Annotated in this window: 19 protein-coding genes; 7 read left to right on the forward strand and 12 right to left on the reverse strand. The window is 74.8% G+C overall.

The window, feature by feature from the left end; translation table 11 throughout:
• Window positions 1-218: 218 nt before the first annotated feature.
• Window positions 219-1550 (reverse strand): S1 family peptidase, encoded by a 1332-nt coding sequence (locus MJ876_RS14750; protein ID WP_240237353.1) that lies wholly within the window; start codon window positions 1548-1550, stop codon window positions 219-221.
• Window positions 1551-1786: 236 nt separating this feature from the next.
• Between MJ876_RS14750 and nhaA the strand changes: the two genes are divergently transcribed.
• Both nhaA and MJ876_RS14760 read left to right on the forward strand, forming a co-directional pair.
• Window positions 1787-3109 (forward strand): Na+/H+ antiporter NhaA, encoded by a 1323-nt coding sequence (gene nhaA / locus MJ876_RS14755; protein WP_240237355.1) that lies wholly within the window; start codon window positions 1787-1789, stop codon window positions 3107-3109.
• 67 nt (window positions 3110-3176) lie between these two features.
• Window positions 3177-3581 carry a phage holin family protein gene (locus tag MJ876_RS14760; protein ID WP_240237357.1) on the forward strand — a complete coding sequence of 135 codons (405 nt, stop codon included), beginning with the start codon at window positions 3177-3179 and terminating at the stop codon, window positions 3579-3581.
• Between the two features lie 49 nt (window positions 3582-3630).
• Here MJ876_RS14760 and MJ876_RS14765 read toward each other — a convergent pair whose 3' ends face one another.
• From MJ876_RS14765 to MJ876_RS14785, 5 genes are all read right to left on the reverse strand, one after another.
• Window positions 3631-4806: a MarP family serine protease gene (locus MJ876_RS14765; protein WP_240237359.1), complete on the reverse strand. Its 1176-nt coding sequence runs from the start codon at window positions 4804-4806 to the stop codon at window positions 3631-3633.
• Complete coding sequence (locus MJ876_RS14770; protein WP_240237360.1) at window positions 4803-5681, reverse strand: CoA pyrophosphatase; 879 nt, start codon at window positions 5679-5681, stop codon at window positions 4803-4805. The genes MJ876_RS14765 and MJ876_RS14770 overlap by 4 nt, the downstream gene beginning before the upstream one ends.
• Window positions 5678-6331: a TlpA disulfide reductase family protein gene (locus MJ876_RS14775; protein ID WP_240237361.1), complete on the reverse strand. Its 654-nt coding sequence runs from the start codon at window positions 6329-6331 to the stop codon at window positions 5678-5680. Before MJ876_RS14775 ends, MJ876_RS14770 begins: the two co-directional genes overlap by 4 nt.
• Window positions 6328-7020 (reverse strand): endonuclease III, encoded by a 693-nt coding sequence (nth, locus tag MJ876_RS14780; RefSeq protein WP_374202479.1) that lies wholly within the window; start codon window positions 7018-7020, stop codon window positions 6328-6330. The genes MJ876_RS14775 and nth overlap by 4 nt, the downstream gene beginning before the upstream one ends.
• Window positions 7021-7082: 62 nt before the next feature.
• On the reverse strand, window positions 7083-8597 hold the full coding sequence (locus tag MJ876_RS14785; RefSeq protein WP_240237362.1) for a hypothetical protein: 1515 nt from the start codon (window positions 8595-8597) through the stop codon (window positions 7083-7085).
• Window positions 8598-8786: 189 nt separating this feature from the next.
• Here MJ876_RS14785 and MJ876_RS14790 point away from each other — a divergent pair, with 189 nt between their 5' ends.
• A complete protein-coding gene (locus MJ876_RS14790; protein WP_240237363.1) occupies window positions 8787-9464 on the forward strand; it encodes a Crp/Fnr family transcriptional regulator in 678 nt (225 codons plus the stop codon).
• 64 nt (window positions 9465-9528) lie between these two features.
• On the opposite strand, the gene MJ876_RS14795 is transcribed toward MJ876_RS14790, so the two are convergent.
• The 5 genes from MJ876_RS14795 to MJ876_RS14815 form a co-directional block, all read right to left on the reverse strand.
• Window positions 9529-9966: a DUF6069 family protein gene (locus MJ876_RS14795; RefSeq protein ID WP_240237364.1), complete on the reverse strand. Its 438-nt coding sequence runs from the start codon at window positions 9964-9966 to the stop codon at window positions 9529-9531.
• A gap of 249 nt (window positions 9967-10215) precedes the next feature.
• A complete protein-coding gene (locus MJ876_RS14800) occupies window positions 10216-11028 on the reverse strand; it encodes an MBL fold metallo-hydrolase (RefSeq protein ID WP_240237365.1) in 813 nt (270 codons plus the stop codon).
• Window positions 11025-11906 (reverse strand): NUDIX hydrolase, encoded by an 882-nt coding sequence (locus MJ876_RS14805; protein ID WP_240237366.1) that lies wholly within the window; start codon window positions 11904-11906, stop codon window positions 11025-11027. The genes MJ876_RS14800 and MJ876_RS14805 overlap by 4 nt, the downstream gene beginning before the upstream one ends.
• On the reverse strand, window positions 11906-12376 hold the full coding sequence (locus MJ876_RS14810; protein ID WP_240237368.1) for a RidA family protein: 471 nt from the start codon (window positions 12374-12376) through the stop codon (window positions 11906-11908). The genes MJ876_RS14805 and MJ876_RS14810 overlap by 1 nt, the downstream gene beginning before the upstream one ends.
• 9 nt (window positions 12377-12385) lie before the next feature.
• Window positions 12386-12544, reverse strand: coding sequence for a DUF4177 domain-containing protein (locus MJ876_RS14815; protein ID WP_240237370.1), 159 nt, complete (start codon window positions 12542-12544; stop codon window positions 12386-12388).
• A gap of 70 nt (window positions 12545-12614) precedes the next feature.
• Between MJ876_RS14815 and MJ876_RS14820 the strand changes: the two genes are divergently transcribed.
• From MJ876_RS14820 to MJ876_RS14835, 4 genes are all read left to right on the forward strand, one after another.
• On the forward strand, window positions 12615-13787 hold the full coding sequence (locus MJ876_RS14820) for a sensor histidine kinase (RefSeq protein WP_240237372.1): 1173 nt from the start codon (window positions 12615-12617) through the stop codon (window positions 13785-13787).
• A 29-nt stretch (window positions 13788-13816) separates the two neighbouring features.
• Window positions 13817-14461 carry a response regulator transcription factor gene (locus MJ876_RS14825; protein WP_240237386.1) on the forward strand — a complete coding sequence of 215 codons (645 nt, stop codon included), beginning with the start codon at window positions 13817-13819 and terminating at the stop codon, window positions 14459-14461.
• A gap of 598 nt (window positions 14462-15059) precedes the next feature.
• The gene (locus MJ876_RS14830) at window positions 15060-15836 is read left to right on the forward strand and encodes an ABC transporter ATP-binding protein (RefSeq protein WP_240237374.1); all 777 of its coding nucleotides are present in this window, start codon (window positions 15060-15062) and stop codon (window positions 15834-15836) included.
• Window positions 15833-18319: an FtsX-like permease family protein gene (locus MJ876_RS14835; protein WP_240237376.1), complete on the forward strand. Its 2487-nt coding sequence runs from the start codon at window positions 15833-15835 to the stop codon at window positions 18317-18319. Before MJ876_RS14830 ends, MJ876_RS14835 begins: the two co-directional genes overlap by 4 nt.
• On the opposite strand, the gene MJ876_RS14840 is transcribed toward MJ876_RS14835, so the two are convergent.
• Window positions 18320-18530: hypothetical protein (locus tag MJ876_RS14840; protein ID WP_240237378.1), on the reverse strand; the 211-nt coding region annotated here is incomplete at its 5' end.

Below are 18530 nucleotides of genomic sequence, written 5' to 3' on the forward strand. Positions count from 1 at the left end.
CCTGCCCCGCCGACCTCCGCTGGTCGAGCGCCCCGCTCACGCGACGACGACGTCCTCCATCGAGTCCACCGTGTCCGGTTCCTGACGTCTCGACCCTCGAGAGGCCCCCCTGAGGGTCACAACGTCAGGAACGGCATCGCTCACGCTGACCGAGACCCCGCAACGACGAACGGCCCGCCACCCCGGAGGGGTGACGGGCCGTCCTACGTCGCGAGGGGTCAGCGCCGGCGCTTCTTCCTCATGATGTGGGTCCTGCCGATGTTGTCGATGCGCGCCACCCGGGTGATGAGGCTGTAGCTGTTGGTGCCGCCGGTGGTGATGCCGCGGGCGGTGTTGCCGGAGAAGTTCGGGCCACCGCTGTCGCCGGGGCTGCTCATCTTCCGGCGGGTCTTGTCCAGGCCGCAGTAGGTCTCACCGTTGGTGAAGCGACCGCAGATGTTGGTGCGCACGATCTTCGAGCAGTTGTAGCCGCTGGTGCGGCCCCACTTGCAGACCGTCGCGCCGCGCGGGGCGTTGCGGACCTTCAGGACGGCGCGGTCCTTGCGGCCGCTCTTGTAGCGGAACTTCGCGACGGCCTTGTGCCCGTTGCTGCGGTTCACCTGGTTCCACTGCAGGTCGGTGCGGCGGCTCTTCGCCTTCACGGCCTTCTTCAGGGTGCCCGGCTTGTTGATGTAGCGCAGGCGGTTCGGGCAGTGGCCCGAGGTGATGACGCCGGGGCGGCCCTTGCGCTTCGCCGTGAAGCCGGCGGTGCAGATGAACTTGTTGCTGTTGACCGGGCGGCCGCCGACGATCTTGCGCTGCAACGTCAGCGGGCTGTCGGTCTCGGTGGTCGTGACCTCCAGCGGGAGGGCCGCGCCGGGCAGCGCCTGCGAGGCGCGACCGAGGACGCCGTCCACGGCCCCCTCCACCGCGCGACCCGCGGCACCCTCGGCCGGGGTGTACTCCAGGTCCATCGTCTGGGTCTCGGCGTCGTACCCGGCGGTCACCGACTGCAGGGCCTCGCCGCCGGCCGACTCGACGAGCTCCTGGGAGAGCTCCTCGAGCTCGCGGTAGCTGGCCGGGGCGCCGAAGGTGACCTCGACGTCGACGGGCAGCTTCTCGATCCGCGCGACCTCGGAGGCGCCGGGGCGCGTGGTGGTCTGGATCCAGTTCGGCTCGCCCGGCTCGGACGCGATGCCGCCGGTGACGTACTGGTCGGGGTTCCGCTGCGCGTAGGAGTCGAGGTACGCCGCGAACGCGTCGACGCCGCGGTGGGTCTCGACCAGGTCGGCGAGGTCCTCGCCGGAGGAGCGCGCGTAGGTGCGCAGGTCCTCCATCAGCGCCGGCGACACCGAGTCGGTGGACGCGCGCTGCGCCCGGACGACGAACGAGCCGGTGCGGGCCGGGGCCTCGCGGACGAGCACGTCCGGGCCCTGCGCGGCGGCGCCGTCCTGGCCGGGCTCGTCGGCGGCCGACGCGCTCAGCGAGAAGGCCGCGGTCAACGAGGCCGCGATCCCGAGCGTCGCCGAGACGGCGACGAACCGCCTCCCTGCCGTGCGTGTGCTCCCCATGGGGACCTCCAGTCTGTGGGGCGGCGCCCGAGGCGCCCGTGTCTGCAGTACGCGCCGTGACCCCCGGGAGGTTGCCCGGGGGCGGCGGTGTCCGGAGGACACCCTGCCACGGCCTCTGCGTCGGATACCCGAGGTTGGCGGTACGAAACCTCCGCGCCCCACCATCACCTACGCTGGTGGGCGGTGCGCCGGGAAGTCTGGTCGGCAGTCTGCCGCCGACCCCTTGGGAGGACCCGATGACCGCGCCGAGCACCCCACCCGGCACCCCGCCCGCCTCCGGGCGCCGCCGCCTGCTCACGCGCGGCTCGTGGCTGGAGGACTCCCGCATCGCCGCGGTGCTGCGCACCGAGACCGCCGGCGGGATGCTCCTCATCGCCGGGGCGGTCGTCGCCATCGTCTGGGCCAACACCCCCTGGGCCCACCTGTACGAGGGCGCCCGCGACGTCGTGGTCGGCCCGGCGTCGCTGCACCTCGACCTCTCGATCGGCACCTGGGCGGCCGACGGTCTCCTCGCGATCTTCTTCTTCGTGGTCGGCCTCGAGCTCAAGCGGGAGTTCGTCGCCGGCGACCTCCGCGACCCCCGACGCGCCGCGTTGCCCATGGCCGCCGCGGTCGGCGGGATGGTCGCGCCCGCGCTGGTCTTCGTGGCCTGGAACGTCGGGCCGGGCGGTGACCTGCGCGGCTGGGCGATCCCGACCGCGACGGACATCGCCTTCGCGGTGGCGATCCTGGCGGTGATCAGCACCCACCTCCCGACCGGCCTGCGGACCTTCCTGCTGACCCTCGCGGTCGTCGACGACCTGCTGGCCATCACGATCATCGCGCTCTTCTACACCGAGGAGCTGGCCCCGCTGTTCCTCCTCGCGGCACTGGTCCCGCTCGGGCTCTTCGCGCTGCTGGTCCAGAAGCGCGTCACGCACCCGCTCCTGCTGGTGCCGCTCGCGGTGCTCACCTGGGGCCTGGTCCACGAGTCCGGCGTCCACGCGACCGTCGCCGGCGTCCTCCTGGGCTTCACCGTGCCGGTGCTCGCGCGCGACGGCAGCGGGCCCGACCACGGGCTGGCCAGCCACCTGGAGCACCTCGTGCGCCCCATCTCGGCGGGTATCGCCGTCCCCGTGTTCGCCTTCTTCGCCGCCGGCGTGACCGTCGGCGGCCTCTCCGGCCTGCTGGACTCGCTCCGCGACCCGGTCGCGCTGGGCATCCTCACGGGCCTGGTCGTCGGCAAGACGGTCGGCATCGCGGGCTCGACGTGGCTGCTGGCCCGGTTCACCAGGGCCGACCTGGACGACGACCTCGCGTGGATCGACGTCATCGGGATGGCGATGCTGGCCGGGGTCGGCTTCACCGTGTCCCTGCTGATCGGCGAGCTGGCGTTCGGCCAGGGCAGCGAGCGGGACGAGCACGTCAAGGTCGGGGTGCTGCTCGGGTCCCTCACCGCGGTCCTGCTCGCCAGCGTCGTCCTGCGTCTCCGCAACGGCGTCTACCGCAGGATCGCCGCGCGCGAGTCCCTCGATGAGGACGCGGACGGGGTACCGGACGTCTACCAGCGCGACACCTGATCGCGCCCGCCGGGGCCCCCCTTCTGTAGGGTCGTGGCGCACCACCGCCGCCGACACGAGGACGCAGATGGCACACGCACCGGCACCGGACACCGAGCCCACCATCGGCAAGCTCGTCGCCGACGTCAGCCGGGACATCTCGACCCTGGTCTCCAAGGAGATCCAGCTCGCGAAGTCCGAGCTGAAGGTGAGCGTCAGCAACGGGGCTGTGGGGGTCGGCTTCTTCGCGGTCGCGGGCTTCCTCGCGGTGCTGGCGATCATCATGCTGTCGGTCGCCATCGCCTACTTCATCAACTGGAACGGCGACGGCCTGGCGCTGCACTGGGCCTTCCTCATCGTCTTCGGTGGCTACGTCCTGATCGCCGCGGTCCTCGCCCTGCTGGGCGTCCGCAAGGTCAAGAAGGTCCGTGGCCCCCAGCGCGCGATCAAGCAGGCGCAGGACACGAAGAAGGCGCTGACCAACCGCTCCTGACGGTCGCCCGTCCCACCGGGTCACGACCTCGTGGGCTCGGTCGCGGGGGTCAGCCCGTGCAGGTGCCGGTGTCGACCGGTGCCGTGCTGCTGACGCCCGTGGCCGCGGACTGGGCCACCTGGTCGGCGGTGAGGGCGTAGCCGGTGTCGTCGTCGTTGACGGACGCCGCGAAGACCATGCCGAGCACGTTGCCGGTCGACGACACGATGGGTCCCCCCGAGTTGCCGGGGCGCACGAGCGCCCGGATCGAGAAGGTGTCGCGGACGACGGTGCCCTCGCCGTAGATGTCGGGCGAGCGCAGCGACTGCTGCGCGCGGATCCGGCCGGGCTGGACGTCGTACGGGCCGTCCTCGGGGTAGCCGAGGACGGCGACGCCCTGGCCGCGGCGGCCCTCGGTGCTGAACTCGAGGGTGGGCCGGTCCTGGTCGTCGAGGGCGAGGACGGCGATGTCGAGCCCCGGGTCGTAGAGGACGACGTCCGCGGCGACGGTCGTGTCCCCGATCTCGACCTCGGGGTCGTCCACGCCGGCGACGACGTGGGCGTTGGTCATGAGCCGGTCGTCGGCGTACAGGAAGCCGCTGCCCTCGACGCCGCGGCCGCACTCGTTGGCGCCGCGGACCTTGAGCACGCTCTCGGCGGCGTCGACCACGTCGGGGTCGGTGAGCAGGCGGCGCGGACCGGGGCCGACCTCACGGATCTGCTCGTCGGCGAACGGCTCGAGGTAGCGGGGGAAGAAGGTGGTCCCGACGACGCCGTTGAACGCCTGCAGCGCCTGCCCGGCCTGGTCGGGCAGGACCCGGTCGACCTCCGACAGGATCGTGGAGTCGCGCACCAGCGGCGTGACGGAGCCGATCCGGCTGCCCGTGACGGCCAGCCCGAGCGCCCAGGCGACGACGAGGACGGCGGCCGCCGAGAGCACGGCCCCGCCGACGGCGTCCAGGGCCCGGGCGGGCTGCCAGGTGACGCGGTCCCGCAGGCGCGCCCCGGTGTACTGCATCGCCGCCTGGCCCAGGGTGGCGCCGAGGATGACGATGAACAGCGCGCCGAGCGAGACCCACAGCGACGGCTCGGCGTCGCCGAGGGCGATGGGCGCCAGGACGATCCCGAGCAGGCCGCCGAGCAGCAGGCCCACCGTCGCGAACGCGCCGGTGATGAAACCCTGCCAGTAGCCGGACAGCGCGTAGGCGCCGAGCAGGACGACGAGCAGCCAGTCCAGCAGGTTCACCGCGCCTCCTCCGCCGGGCTCGCGCTGATCGTGCCAGAGGGCACCGACGGACCCGGCTCACCCCCCTCCGGCCTGTCGTCGGCGATGCCCTCGAGGTCGGCCGCCCCGTCGTCGACCTGGGCCGGCTCGGCAGGGCGGGGATCCTCGCCCTGCGTCCGCTGCTCCGGGCCCTGGGTCCCGCTGTCGCGGAGCGCCTGCTCCTGCTGCGGGCTGAGACGGCGGCGGCGCGGGCCGTCCTCCAGCATGTGCTCGGGGAGGTCCTCGACGACGGACTCGTCCCAGGGCCGGGTCCAGCCGACGTGGTCGAACGTGCGGGACAGGATCCCGCCCGTGAACCCCCACAGGACGACGTCGCGGTCGGGACCGATGCGGAACGCCGGTCCGCGGAAGCCGCTGGGGTGCCGCACCGTGTAGCGGGACGCCGGGTCGAGCAGGTGCGCGATCGGCTCGCGGTGGATGGCGTGCACCTCGGCGGGGCTGCTGACGGTGAGCGGCCCCGGGGTGTGCCAGTAGGCGAGCACCGGGGTGACGGCGGCGTTCGACGGGGGCATCCACAGCTCCGGCAGGCGGCCGAACGTCTCGACGCCGTCCGCCTCGAGCCCGATCTCCTCCCACGCCTCGCGCAGCGCGGCCTCCTCGACGCTCTCGCCGGGCTCGAGCGCGCCGCCCGCGAAGGAGACCTGGCCCGGGTGGGACCGCATGTCGTGGGCGCGCTCCGTGAGGACCACCTCGGGCCCCTCGGGCCCGTCCGCGAACAGCACGAGGACGGCGCACGGCCGGGCGTCCTCGCCGGGCGGGACCGTGAACCGCGTCAGCTGCTCGGCGGTGATGGTGCGGGCGCCGTCCTCGACCGGGCGGAGCCACTCGGGGATCACAGGCTGACCCCGAGGTTCTCCTCGACGAGACCCTTGAGCTCGTCGGGCGAGTCGATGATGACGAACTGCTTCCTCGCCACCCGGCCGTCGGCGTCCAGGAACAGCAGGAAGGGGATGCCCTGCAGCCGCGGGAACGGCTCCGCCCCGTCGATGACCCCGCCCGGGTCGGCCAGCTGCGGGTACGTCGCGCCGGTCTCGGCCAGGAAGTCCATGGCCTCGTCGGCCTGCGGGTCCTGGAAGTCGATGCCCAGGACCGGCACCTCGTCGCCGTAGCGCTGGTGGTACTTCTCGAGCTCCGGCATCTCGTTGCGGCACGGCGTGCACCACTGTGCCCAGACGCTGATCACCATCGGCCCGCGGAGCTCGGAGAGGTCGACCGACGGGCCGCCGCCGAAGCACTCGAGGGTGAGCGTGGGGAGCTCACCGGTGACGTCCCCGGTGGTCTCGGGGCAGTCCTCGATGCCGGCGTCCGCCTTGGCCTCCCGCAGCTCGGGGGTGTCGACCTCGACGTCGGGCGGGCCGATCGCGGGGATGGACCAGTTGGAGCCGCCGTCCTCGCCCGAGCAGGCGACGACGGCGGCACCGACGAGCAGCAGGACGGCGACCAGCGAGACCGCCCGCCGCGCGGTCAGCCGCCCGGTCCGCGTCACGCGGGGCCCTGCGTCTTCACGAGCTTCTCCGCGGTCTCCGCGTCGGTCGGGCCCTCGCCGTACGACGGGCACCAGCGGGCGACCGGGCAGGCGCCGCAGGCGGGCTTCTTGGCGTGGCAGCGGCGACGTCCGTGCCAGATGACCTGGTGGTTGAGCTTCACCCAGTCCTTCTTGGGGAACAGGGCGCCGATCTCGTGCTCGACCTTCACCGGGTCGGTCTGGGTGGTCCATCCGAAGCGGCGCGCGAGCCGACCGAAGTGGGTGTCGACGGTGATGCCGGGGATGCCGAACGCGTCACCCAGGACGACGTTGGCCGTCTTGCGGCCCACGCCGGGCAGCTTCACGAGGTCCTCCAGGCGCGGCGGCACCTGGCCGCCGTGCTGCTCGACCAGCTGCGCCGACAGCTTCAGCATCGACTCGGTCTTGGCGCGGAAGAACCCCAGCGGGCCGAGGATGCCCTCGAGCTTTCCGCGGTCCGCGGCCGCCATCGCCTCCGCGTCGGGGTAGGTCGCGAACAGCACGGGGCGGACGGCGTTGACCCGCCGGTCGGTGGTCTGCGCGGACAGAACGGTGACACAGAGCAGCTCGAAGGGGTTCGCGAAGTCGAGCTCGCAGTGCGCGTCGGGATAGGTCTCGGCGAGGACCCGGTTCATCTTCCGGGCCCGGCGGACCAGAGAGGTGTCGGGCACGGCCCCAGGGTACGGACCCCGCCGCGACCGGGCCGGGCCGGAGCGGCGTGGGGCGCACCCGCTCAGTCCACGACCCTCGAGCCGCGTCGCAACCACCAGCGTGCGGCCCCGCGGACGTCGGGACGCTCGTGGGAGAGCCAGTCGGCGAGGATCGGGTGGCCGGTCATCCCGGCGCAGTACATGGCCCCCGCGGGGAACCCGGGCTGCCCGGTCTCGGCGGCGAGGACCCCGGCCGCCACCGGGTGCCCCGCGGAGCCGGCGATGTGCAGGCCGGCCCGGCGGAGGTCGGGCTGGTCGACGGAGGCGATCCACCGGTCGATCTGGGGCGGGACGGTCGCGGGGAGCATCCCGGGCAGCCGTCGCAGGACCCGGGCGCGCAGCACGGGGTCCTGCTCGGACTCGGCCATCGCGGCCAGCTCGCACCCCACCTCGTGGGCGAGCCGCGGCAGGCCGCCCAGGAGCATGTATGACGTCACCGCGTGCGTCTCCCGCGGGCTCACCGCGACGTCGAACAGCAGCCGGGCGAGCATCGTGTCCGCGGGCGGCAGGCCGATCCGGGCGGCCACGGCCTCCGCCCGGCCACGGCAGTGCAGCCAGTGCGCGTTGGCCCGCGACTGGCTCCAGTCGCGGACGACGGGCTTCGGCGCCAACGGCCGCGCCAGGCGCACGCCGGCGGTGCGCCAGGATCCTGCCGGGACGAGCCGCACCAGGTGGCTGAGCCACTCCCAGCGCACCGACTGGGGTGTCGAGGCGTCGAGGCGGCGGGCGAGCTCGGGCAGGAGGGCCGACCAGAAGTCGGGCTCGTCGGTGACCGCGGCGGAGGCCTCGATCCCGAGTGCGCCGGACACCACGAGGCGGTCGCGGTCGGAGTCCAGCAGGTCCAGGAACCACCCGACCGCCTCCGGCGTGTGCCGCTCGCCGACCGCGCTCACCAGGTCCGCGATGGCCTGCACGTCCGGGTCGGCCACCCACGCCCGCGCGCGGTCGAGCACCAGCCCGCCGTACCCGCCGCACCGCAGCAGCGCGAGGGCCTCGTAGCGGCCGACGTACCCCAGCGCGGCGGCCCGCGACAGCTCCCCGATGAGCCGGACGACGAGGGCCGACGCCATCTGGTGGGGCAGGCTGATGCCCCCGTGCGCCGCCATGAGCCGCGACCAGCGCAGCCACTCCCCCGCCGTCGTCGGGATGCCGTCGTCCATGAGCCGCTCGGTCAGCGCCGACAGGACGGCGGGGTCCGGTGGCGGTCCGGCGACGGCCCGTTCCCGGGGGCTGACCGCCGGGAAGGTGCGGCAGAGGACCTCGACCGGGGCGAGCAGCTGCCCCTCCCTCAGGCCGAGCGTCCTCTCGCAGGCCAGGACCAGGTCGGCGTCCCGCAGCCGCCCCGCCTCGAGCCGCTGGACGCGGGAGCCCGCGGCGCCGGTGGCGCGCGCCATGTCCTCGATGCGGCGCAGCGACTCCCCGCCGTGCAGCACTCGGGCGGTGCGCATGAGCCAGCCGATGCGGGCGGCGACGTCGGGGTGGGCGCCGTTGAGCGGCGTTTCGTCCTCGTGCTGGTTCGCGTTCCGACCGGCCGCCACACGTCACCTCCCCCGAGGGACACCGGCCCCATACCGATGTCTCGTGCGCGAGGTGATCATGCGTCACGCGCCCGACGAGTGCCAGCCCGTGGCCGCGTCGCCTTCGCCCCACCGGCGCGCGCTGGATAGGATCGAGAGAAATCTCATGTCGAGGGTCGGTCCCCGTGCCGCGCCCGGAGTGGAGGCAGCGTGAACCACGACGTACTGCGTCAGGCGCCGCTGTTCAGCGCCCTGGACGACGAGGCGGCGACCGCGCTCCTCGGCTCGCTGACGGAGAGCACGCTCTCGCGCGGCGAGGTGCTGTTCCACGAGGGCGCCGAGGGCGACAAGCTGTACGTCGTCCTCGACGGCAAGGTGAAGCTGGGCCGGACGTCGTCCGACGGTCGCGAGAACCTGCTCGCCGTCCTGGGCCCCGGCCAGATGTTCGGCGAGCTGTCGCTGTTCGACCCGGGCCCCCGCTCCGCGACGGTCACCGCCGTCACCGACTCCCGCTTCGCCTCGCTGTCGCACGAGGACCTGCTGCGCTGGCTCGAGGGTCGCCCGATGGTCGCCCGCGGCCTGCTCTCGCAGCTCGCCGCGCGCCTGCGCAAGGCCAACGACGTGGTCGCCGACCTGGTGTTCTCCGACGTCCCCGGCCGCGTCGCGAAGGCCCTGCTCGACCTCGCCGACCGCTTCGGTCGCACCGCCGACGACGGCGTCCACGTGCACCACGACCTCACCCAGGAGGAGCTCGCCCAGCTGGTCGGCGCCTCCCGCGAGACGGTCAACAAGGCCCTGGCCGACTTCGCGTCGCGCGGCTGGCTCCGCCTCGAGCCCCGCTCCGTCGTGATCATGGACATCGAGCGCCTGGGCCGTCGGTCGCGTTAGAGGAACGCCGACGCGACCACTGGTGGTCGAGACCCGGCGACGCGGACGTCGGGCTGGCTCCGGCCTAGCCCCGCCGCCCGAGCGGCATCCCCCACGCCAGCGCCGGGACGGCGACGGCGGCGACGAGCACGTGCATCACCATGAGCGCGCCCACGCCGAGCGCGTCGGCGCCGGGCTCGCCGGTGACGAGCAGGAGCGCGTCGGGCACGAGGCTGACGGCGACGACCGTGGGGACGAGCCAGCGCAGCACCGCGCGGGGGTCGCGCGCCCGCCGGCGGACGACGGCCCAGCCGACCGCGCCGGCGACGACGCCGATCGCGCCGGCGACGACGTAGCCGGGCGCCTGCAGGGGCGCGAACTCGGAGGAGGCGCCGAGCGCGCCGGCGGCGAGGGCGACGGCCGTGGTGACGACGGCGGCGGCTGCGATCGCGGCGGCGATCCCGGTGGCCACGCGGCCCGCGGTGGTGGTGGTCGGGGTGCTGGTCTGCTGGAGAGTGGTCATGGCGACCAGGCTCGTCGGCGACGACGCGGCGGTCGTCCGGCGCGGGGAGGCCGCGGCGTACGCAGATCGGCGTACGCGGCTGAGAGCGAGTGAGGAACGAACTCGCTCTCGATGGTGGTCGAGCAGCGACCGCGACCGAGGAACGAGGTCGCGACGGAGCGTGTCGAGTCCCGGCGAGACGAAGGTCGGTCCCCGGCGACGGGGCGTGTCGAGACCTGGCGGGACGAGTGTCGGCCTGGCCGCTCGGGACTAGGACCCCGACGCCAGGTACGCCAGCTGTGCCCTGACGGACAGCTCGGCCGGCACCCACAGCGACCGGTCGACGTCGGCGTACACGACCTCGACGACCCGTCGCGGGAGGCCGTCGTCCTCGGAGGAGGCGGGCTCCCCCAGCTCCAGTAGGGCGGCCTCGACCTGAGCGAGGCGGTCGCGGCGATGGGCGGCGTAGAAGTCGAGGACGCCGGCGGCGTCGTCCAGGACGGGGCCGTGGGCGGGCCACACGACGTCGACCTCGTCCTCGGCGAGCGCGCGCATCCTGGCGATCGAGTCGAGGTAGGGGCCGAGCTGGCCGTCCGGGTGGGCGACGACGGTCGTGCCGCGACCGAGCACCATGTCGCCGGACAGCAGCGCCCGCTCGGCGGGCACGACGAACGACACGGAGTCCGCGGTGTGCCCCGGGGTGGTCACGACGCGCAGCCCGAGGCCGTCGACGTCGATCTCCTCGCCGTCGCGCAGCGGCTCGCCGCGGTGGCACCAGTCGGGGTCGAGGGCGCGGACGGCGCAGTGCTTGCGGTCCGCGAACGTCGCGGCGACCTCGGAGTGGTCGAGGTGGTGGTGCGTCAGCAGCACCAGCGCGACGTCGTCGAGGGACTCGGTGAGCAGCTCGAGGTGGCCGTCGGTGACGGGGCCGGGGTCGATCACGACGCAGCGCTGGGCGCCGGGCTCGCGCAGGACCCAGGTGTTGGTGCCGTCCAACGTCATCATCGAGGGGTTCGGGGCGAGCAGGCAGGTCGCCCGCTCGCCGAAGGTGCCGCCGGCCCAGGCGTCACCCGGCGTGCTCATGCCTCCACCCCGCGGGCGGCCAGCAGCGCCTCGAACCCGGGCGGGGAGGTCAGCCGCCACTCGCCGTCGACCTGCGCCGCCTCGGGCATGAAGACCTCGACCCTGCGGTCGCGGGAGGCCGCGAGGACGGCGTCCGGGCCGTCGTGGGCGTCGGCGTCCAGGACGTTGAACCAGGTCGGCGGCATCATCCCGACCTCGCCGTCGTCGGCCATCCGCAGCGCCTCGGCGGTCGGCACCCACATCACCGCCGACGACTCCGAGGAGACGTCGCGGGTGCGCTGGCCGTCGGGGAGGCGGGCGGCGAAGAACCAGGTGCGGTAGCGGCGCGGCTCGAAGACCGGGGTGCACCAGGCGGACCACGCGCCGAGCAGGTCGGTGCGCAGGACGAGGCCACGTCGACCGAAGAGCTCGGTGAGGGAGACGTCGCGGTCCTCGAGGGCGACGCGGTCGGCCTCCCAGTCGTCGCCGGCGGTGTCGGCGACCACCGAGTCGGGGCCCTCCCCCGCGAGCAGGACGCCGGACTCCTCGAACGTCTCGCGCACCGCGGCGCACAGCAGGGCCCGCGCGAGCGGGACCTGAACACCGAGGCGGGTGGCCCACTCCTCGGGGGTGGGGCCGGCCCAGCGCAGGTCGCCGCCGTCGTCCCCGAAGTCGCGGGGGTCCACCCCACCGCCGGGGAAGACGCACATCCCGCCGGCGAACGCCATCGACGTCTGGCGCCGCAGCAGGTAGACCTCGGACCCGCCGTCGGCGCCGGGACGCAGCAGGACGACGGTCGCGGCGTTGCGGGGCTCGGCCGGGGTGGCCTCGCCGGACGCGAACGCCGCGGCCTGCTCGACGAGCTTCTGCGGCAGGGCCGGGCGGCGACCCGTCGACATCAGTCGACCTCGACGACCAGCTCGACCTCGACCGGGGCGTCCAGCGGCAGCACCGGGACGCCGACCGCGGAGCGGGCGTGCACGCCGGCGTCGCCGAAGGCCTGGCCGAAGAGCTCGGACGCGCCGTTGGCGACCTGGGGCTGGCCCGTGAAGTCCGGCGTCGAGGCCACGAAGACGACGACCTTGACGACCCGGCGCACCCGGGTGAGGTCGCCGATCACGGACCTCACCGCGGCGATCGCGTTCAGCGCGCACTGCTGGGCGCAGCGCTGCGCCTCCTCGAGCCCGACCTGGGCCCCGACCTTGCCGGTGAGCAGCAGCTCGCCGTACCGCATCGGCAGCTGGCCGGAGGTGAAGACGTGGTCCCCGCTGCGCACCGCGGGCACGTACGACGCCACCGGCGTGGCCACCTCCGGAACGGCGAGGTCGAGCGCGGCGAGGCGCTCCTCGGGCGTGCTCGCGTCACTCACGGCGCGGCCTCAGCCCTGGACCGGGCGCTTGAAGTAGCCGACCAGGTTCTCCGGGTTCATCCCCGGCGCGACCTGCACGAGCTCCCACCCGTCGGAGCCGAAGTTGTCGAGGATCATCTTCGCGTTGTGCGTGAGGATCGGGGCGGTCAGGTACTCCCACTTCGTCATGGCGGTCACTATGCCGCACGTCATCCCGTGGGCGGACGCCTCGGCCGCCGCACCGGCCTACGGTGAACCCGTGACCGACGGCACCGCCCTGGAGCCGGTGCGCCCGCCGCGCAGCCTGCCCGAGCCCCTCCGCCGTGCGCTGGACGCCACCATCGTGGCCGTCCTGGTCGTGGCGGCCGCCGCCGTGGTCGTCCTCGCCGGGGCGCCGCTGTCCTGGCTCGCCCTCGGTCTCGCGCAGGCGCTCCCGCTCTGGTGGCGCCGGCGGTACCCGGCCGTCGTCCTCGTTGCGGTGTCGGTGGCCTCGGCGGCCCAGCTGCCCGTCCTCGACATCCCGCTCGTCACCCAGCCGGCGTTCCCGATCGCCGTCTACTCGGCGGCGCGCTTCGGGGCGCCCGCGACCGGGTGGGTGGCGCTCGGCGTCGGCGTGCTGGCGGCGTGGTTCGCCGGGTACGACTGGACGACGGCGGACACCGCGGTGGTCAACGCGAGCACGGTCACCCCCTGGCTGCTCGCCCTGCTGGGCATCGTGGCCACGACGTGGGTGCTCGGCACGCTGGGGCGGGTGCGGGCGTCGTACGTCGGGGCGCTGCTGGAGCGCAACGAGCAGATCCGCCGGGAGGCCGAGCAGCGGGTGGCGCTGGCGGCCACGGAGGAGCGGACGCGGATCGCCCGGGAGATGCACGACGTCGTCGCCCACGGCCTGTCGGTGATCATCGTGCAGGCGGACGGCGCCCGCTACGCCGCCGAGCACGACCCCGCCGCCGCGCCCACGGCGCTCGGCACGATCGCGCGGACGGGCCGCGAGGCGCTCGCCGACATGCGCCGGATGCTCGGGCTGCTGCGGGAGGGCGAGACCGGGACGGCGCCCGTGCCGGACCTCGGCTCGCTGCGCGCGCTCGTCGAGGACTCGCAGGTCCCGGCGCGGCTGGCGGGCCTCGAGCGGGACGTGCCCGGGGTGGTGGCGCTGACGACGTACCGGGTGGTGCAGGAGGCGCTGACGAACGTCCGCAAGCACGCGGGCCCCGACGCCGGCGCCACCGTGGACGTCGAGGTCGGGGCCACCGAGGTCGTCGTCCGGGTGCGCGACCGGGGCCGTGGCGCGGCGGCGACCCCGACCGGGACGGACGGGCCCGGGCACGGGCTGGTCGGGATGCGCGAGCGGGTGACCGCGCTGGGCGGCGAGGTGTCCGCCGGACCCGCGTCGGGCGGCGGCTTCGCCGTGTCGGCGAGGATCCCGCTGTGATCCGGGTGTTCCTCGTCGACGACCAGCAGATGGTGCGCGCCGGGTTCCGGATGCTCCTGGAGTCCCAGCCGGACCTCGAGGTCGTCGGCGAGGCGGGCGACGGGCAGGAGGCCCTCGACCTGCTGGCGGACGTGGCGTGCGACGTCGTCCTCATGGACGTCCGGATGCCCCGCCTGGACGGCGTCGAGGCCACCCGCCTGCTCACCGCCCGCCCCGGGGCGCCGCAGGTGCTGGTGCTGACCACGTTCGACCTCGACGAGTACGCCTTCGCCGCCATCCGCGCCGGCGCCTCGGGGTTCCTGCTCAAGGACGCCACACCGCCCGACCTGCTCGCCGCGATCCGCGTCGTCCACGCCGGGGACGCCGTCGTCGCGCCGTCCACGACGCGGCGGCTGCTGGACCACGTGGCCGCGGCCCAGCCCGCCTCCCCCACCGCCTCCGCCACCGCCTCCGCCGCGGACGACGCCCGCCTCGCCGGCCTCACCGAGCGGGAGCGCGAGGTGCTGGTGCTCGTGGCCCGCGGCCGCTCGAACGCGGAGATCGCCGCCGACCTCGTCGTCGCGGAGGCGACGGTGAAGACCCACGTCTCGCGCCTGCTGCACAAGACCGGCTCCCGCGACCGCGTGCACCTCGTCGTCCTCGGCCACGAGACGGGCCTGGTCACCGGCTCCTGACGCCGAGTCGTCCCCGACGCACCCCCGTACGACGCCGAGTCGTCCCCAACGCACCCCCGTACGACGCCGAGTCGTCCCCAATGCACCCCCGGACGACGCCGAGTCGTCCCCAATGCACCCCCGGACGACGCCGAGCCGTCCCGAACGCGCCCCCGGTACGACGCCGAGTCGTCCCGAACTCCCCTCCCCGAAGCCCCCATGGGCCCGGCCAGCACTGGTCGGGCCGATCAAGACCGTGGTGCCACGGTTATTCGGGCCGGCACGACGCCCCTGACACGCCCGTCCGGGCCGACTCGACACCCCCGAGACGCCCGTCCGGGCCGACTCGACGCCCCTGAGACACCCGTTCGGGCCGACTCGACGCCCCCGAGACGCCCGTTCGGGCCGACTCGACACCCCTGAGACACCCGTTCGGGCCGACTCGGCACCCCTGAGACACCCGTTCGGGCCGACTCGACACCCCTGAGACGCCTGTTCGGGCCGACTCGACGCCCCTGCGGACGTACGACCACGGGATGACACCGGGTCCCCGCGAAGGGCTCGGGACCATCCCGTCGCCGGACGCCGCGGGGGTCCTCGCCGAAATAGCGTCCGGGACATGACGACGACCAGCTCGGGGGAACTCACCCAGCCACCCCGCGACACCGACCACCTCGCCGCGCAGGCGCGCGGCCTGACGAAGACCTACGGCTCCGGCTCGGCGGAGGTGCACGCCCTGCGGGGTGTCGACCTCGACCTGCCCGCCGGCCGGTTCACCGCGGTGATGGGCTCGTCGGGCTCCGGCAAGTCCACGCTGATGCACTGCCTGGCCGGCCTCGACGCACCGTCCGGCGGCAGCGTCACCGTCGCCGGGCACCCGCTGCACCGGATGGACGACGCCGCGCTCACGCGGTTCCGGCGGGAGCAGCTGGGCTTCGTGTTCCAGGCGTTCAACCTGCTGCCGACCATGACCGCCGCGCAGAACATCGCGCTGCCCGCCGCCCTCGGCGGCACCACGCCAGACCCGGAGCTGCTGGCGCAGGTCGTCGACGTGCTGGGGCTGGGCGACCGCCTGGGCCACCGCCCCGGCGAGCTGTCCGGCGGCCAGCAGCAGCGCGTCGCCATCGCCCGCGCCCTCGTCGGGCGCCCCTCGATCGTCTTCGCCGACGAGCCCACCGGCAACCTCGACTCCACGACGTCCGCCGAGGTCCTCGGCTTCCTGCGGCGCAGCGTGCGGGAGATGGGGCAGACCGTCGTGATGGTCACCCACGAACTCGAGGCGGCGGCGTACGCCGACGACGTCGTCGTCCTCGCGGACGGGCGGGTGCGCGAGCACCTGGTCACGCCCGACCGTGACCTGCTCGTCGCAGCGCTGGCCGGGGAGGCCGGGCGATGAGGACCGTGCTGCTGGCCGCGCTGCGGTCGCACCTGCGGCGCTACGTCGCCGTGGGCGTCGCGGTCGGGATCGGGGTGGCGTTCGTGGTGGTCACGGGGGCCATCACGAGCGCCACCCGCGACGGGCTGTCGGCCTCGGTCGGCGCGCCGTTCGAGGGCGCCGACGTCGTCGCCACCGACGTCGACCCGCGGCGACTGGACCGCGTCCAGGAGCTCGCCGCGGACGACGGCGCGCGCCTCTCCGTCATCGGGTCCGCGCAGCTGCCGGTCACCCCGGACGACGGCGTCCCCGACGACCTCTTCGTCGGCGCGGTGCCCGGCCTCACCGACTCCCCCGCCTGGCCCGAGGTCGTCGACGGCCGCCTCCCCGCCGCGGACGGCGAGGCCGTCGTCGCCGCCCGGACCGCCGAGACCCTCCGCCTGGGTCCGGGCGACACGATCACCGTCGGCGAGGGCAGGCGGGCCGCCGAGCTCACCGTGGTCGGCACCGTGGAGCCCGGCACCTCCTCCGGGGCCGAGGACGTCTTCCTGCGCTGGGACGACCTCGAGCCCTTCGCCGACCTGATGTTCGTCGAGGCCGTCGCCTGGTCCGGCCCCGGCTCGCTCGCGGTGCAGTCCCGCACGCTCGGCACGGTGGTCGGCGCCGACCGCGTGCAGCCGGCCCGTCAGTACGTCGACGCGAAGGTCGTCGCGGCGAACGACGGCGTCGACGTCCTCACCACGATGCTGCTGCTGTTCGCGGGGATCGCCCTGTTCGTCGCCGTCCTGGTCATCGCGAACACGTTCGCGATCCTCCTCGCCCAGCGCCGGCGCGAGCTCGCCCTGCTCCGGTGCGTCGGGGCCACCCGGGCCCAGCTGCAGCGCTCGGTCCGCCTCGAGGCCTTGGCCGTCGGCACGGTGGCCACCGCGCTCGGCATGCTCGCCGGCGCCGGTCTCGGCCGCGTCGTGGTCGCCGTCGTCCGCGACCGCTTCCCGGAGACCGGGCTGGGCGACGCCTCCGCGTCCTGGTCCTGGTACGCCGCCGCGGCCGTCGTGGGCGTCCTCGTCACCGTGCTGGCCGCGTGGCTGCCGACGCGGCGCGCGACCCGGGTCCCCCCGGTCGCCGCGCTCGGGCCGGACGACAGCACCCGCCTCGCCACCGGCGCCGGGCGCGTGCGGGTCGTCGCCGGCCTGGTCGGGGTGCTGGGCGGCACGGCGCTGCTGCTCCGTGCCGTCTCCCTGGCACGCGCCAACGCCGCGGACCCCGCCCTCGTCGGCAGCCCGGTGCCGCTGCTGTGGATGCTGGCGGGCGGGATGGCTGCATTCGCCGGGGTGGTCCTGCTGGGGCCGGTGCTGGTGCCCGCGCTCGTCCGCCTCGTCGGGGCCGCCGCCTCCCGGGTCGCCGGCCCCACCGCGCGCCTCGCCGCGGACAACGCCTCGCGGGACCCCCGCCGTACGGGCGCGGCGACGGCCTCCCTGATCGTCGGGGTGACGCTGACGACCGCCGTCCTGGTGGGCATCGCCAGCACCCGCTCGGTCATCGACGCCGAGATGGCGACGCAGCACCCCCTCGACGCCACGGTCACCCGGACCGCCGAGGCCCTGCCCGAGGCCGCCGTCGACCGGCTCGCCGCCGTCCCGGGCGTCGAGCGCGCCGTGGCGGTGCCCGGGGCGGTCGCCCGGGTCGGCAGCGGCGTCGGGGAGGTGACCGTCCTGGCTCCCGACGAGATCGCCGACCTCGGCGGGCTGGCGCTCGACCCCGACGTCGTCGGCGGGCTGGCGGACGACGAGATCCGGTTGCCGGCCTCGGCGTACGACGGTCTGCGCATCGACCGCCGGGTGTCCGTCACCGCCGGGGACCGCACGCTGCGACTGCGCCCCGTCTACACCGAAGGCGACGCGGGCCAGGCCGCCCTCGTCTCCCCCGCCGTCCTCGCCCGGCTCGCGCCGCGACCCGCCACGGGGGCGGTGTGGATCCTCGCGGAGTCCGGCACCTCCGGCGCCGACCTGACGGCCGACCTCGCCGGGGTCGCGGGGTCGTACGACGCGGGCGTGACGGACGGCCTCGCCCGCCGTGACTACGTCGACCTGCAGCTGACGATCGTCACCGCCTCGGTGGTCGGCATGCTCGGGATCGCGGTCGTCATCGCGCTGGTGGGCATCGCGAACACGCTCGGCCTGTCGGTGCTGGAGCGGACGCGCGAGCTGGCGCTGCTGCGTGCACTCGGCCTGACCCGGGCCCGGTTGCGCGGCACGCTGGCGCTCGAGGGGGTGCTGCTCGCCGTCGTCGCGACGGTGCTCGGCACCGCCGTCGGCGTCGCCTTCGGGTGGGTCGGGCTGCAGACGGTGATCGCGCCGGTCGTGGCGGCCACCCCGCTCGTCCTGCCGTGGGGCCAGCTCGGGCTCGTCGTCCTCGCGGCGGCGCTCGCCGGCCTGCTGGCCGCCGTCCTGCCCGCCCGCCGCGCGGCCCGCGTCGCGCCGGCGGCGGGGCTCACGGCGGACTGATCAGAACGGCCAGTTCGTGACGACCTGCTTCTGGATCTCGTTGATCATCAGGCCGGCGAAGAGCAGGGCGCAGAGCGCCATGCCGCTGTTCGACAGCCAGCCGTTGCGCCACTGCGGCGGCACGATGCCGTCGGGGGGCGCCCCGGGGGGCACCACGGCGGCGCGGGCCGGGGGGGGCGGGGGGTGCGGGGCCACCATCCCGGCGCCCCAT

This window comes from Nocardioides sp. CFH 31398, from assembly GCF_022436705.1.
Lineage (GTDB): Bacteria > Actinomycetota > Actinomycetes > Propionibacteriales > Nocardioidaceae > Nocardioides.

Excerpts from the sequence above, each read along its gene's own strand:
- MJ876_RS14805 (WP_240237366.1), bottom strand. The coding sequence starts at position 11,906 with ATGTCGACGGGTCGCCGCCCGGCCCTGCCGCAGAAGCTCGTCGAGCAG.
- MJ876_RS14830 (WP_240237374.1), top strand. The coding sequence starts at position 15,060 with ATGACGACGACCAGCTCGGGGGAACTCACCCAGCCACCCCGCGACACC.
- nhaA (WP_240237355.1), top strand. The coding sequence starts at position 1,787 with ATGACCGCGCCGAGCACCCCACCCGGCACCCCGCCCGCCTCCGGGCGC.
- MJ876_RS14825 (WP_240237386.1), top strand. The coding sequence starts at position 13,817 with ATGGTGCGCGCCGGGTTCCGGATGCTCCTGGAGTCCCAGCCGGACCTC.
- MJ876_RS14750 (WP_240237353.1), bottom strand. The coding sequence starts at position 1,550 with ATGGGGAGCACACGCACGGCAGGGAGGCGGTTCGTCGCCGTCTCGGCG.
- MJ876_RS14815 (WP_240237370.1), bottom strand. The coding sequence starts at position 12,544 with ATGACGAAGTGGGAGTACCTGACCGCCCCGATCCTCACGCACAACGCG.
- MJ876_RS14795 (WP_240237364.1), bottom strand. The coding sequence starts at position 9,966 with ATGACCACTCTCCAGCAGACCAGCACCCCGACCACCACCACCGCGGGC.
- MJ876_RS14835 (WP_240237376.1), top strand. The coding sequence starts at position 15,833 with ATGAGGACCGTGCTGCTGGCCGCGCTGCGGTCGCACCTGCGGCGCTAC.
- MJ876_RS14800 (WP_240237365.1), bottom strand. The coding sequence starts at position 11,028 with ATGAGCACGCCGGGTGACGCCTGGGCCGGCGGCACCTTCGGCGAGCGG.
- MJ876_RS14760 (WP_240237357.1), top strand. The coding sequence starts at position 3,177 with ATGGCACACGCACCGGCACCGGACACCGAGCCCACCATCGGCAAGCTC.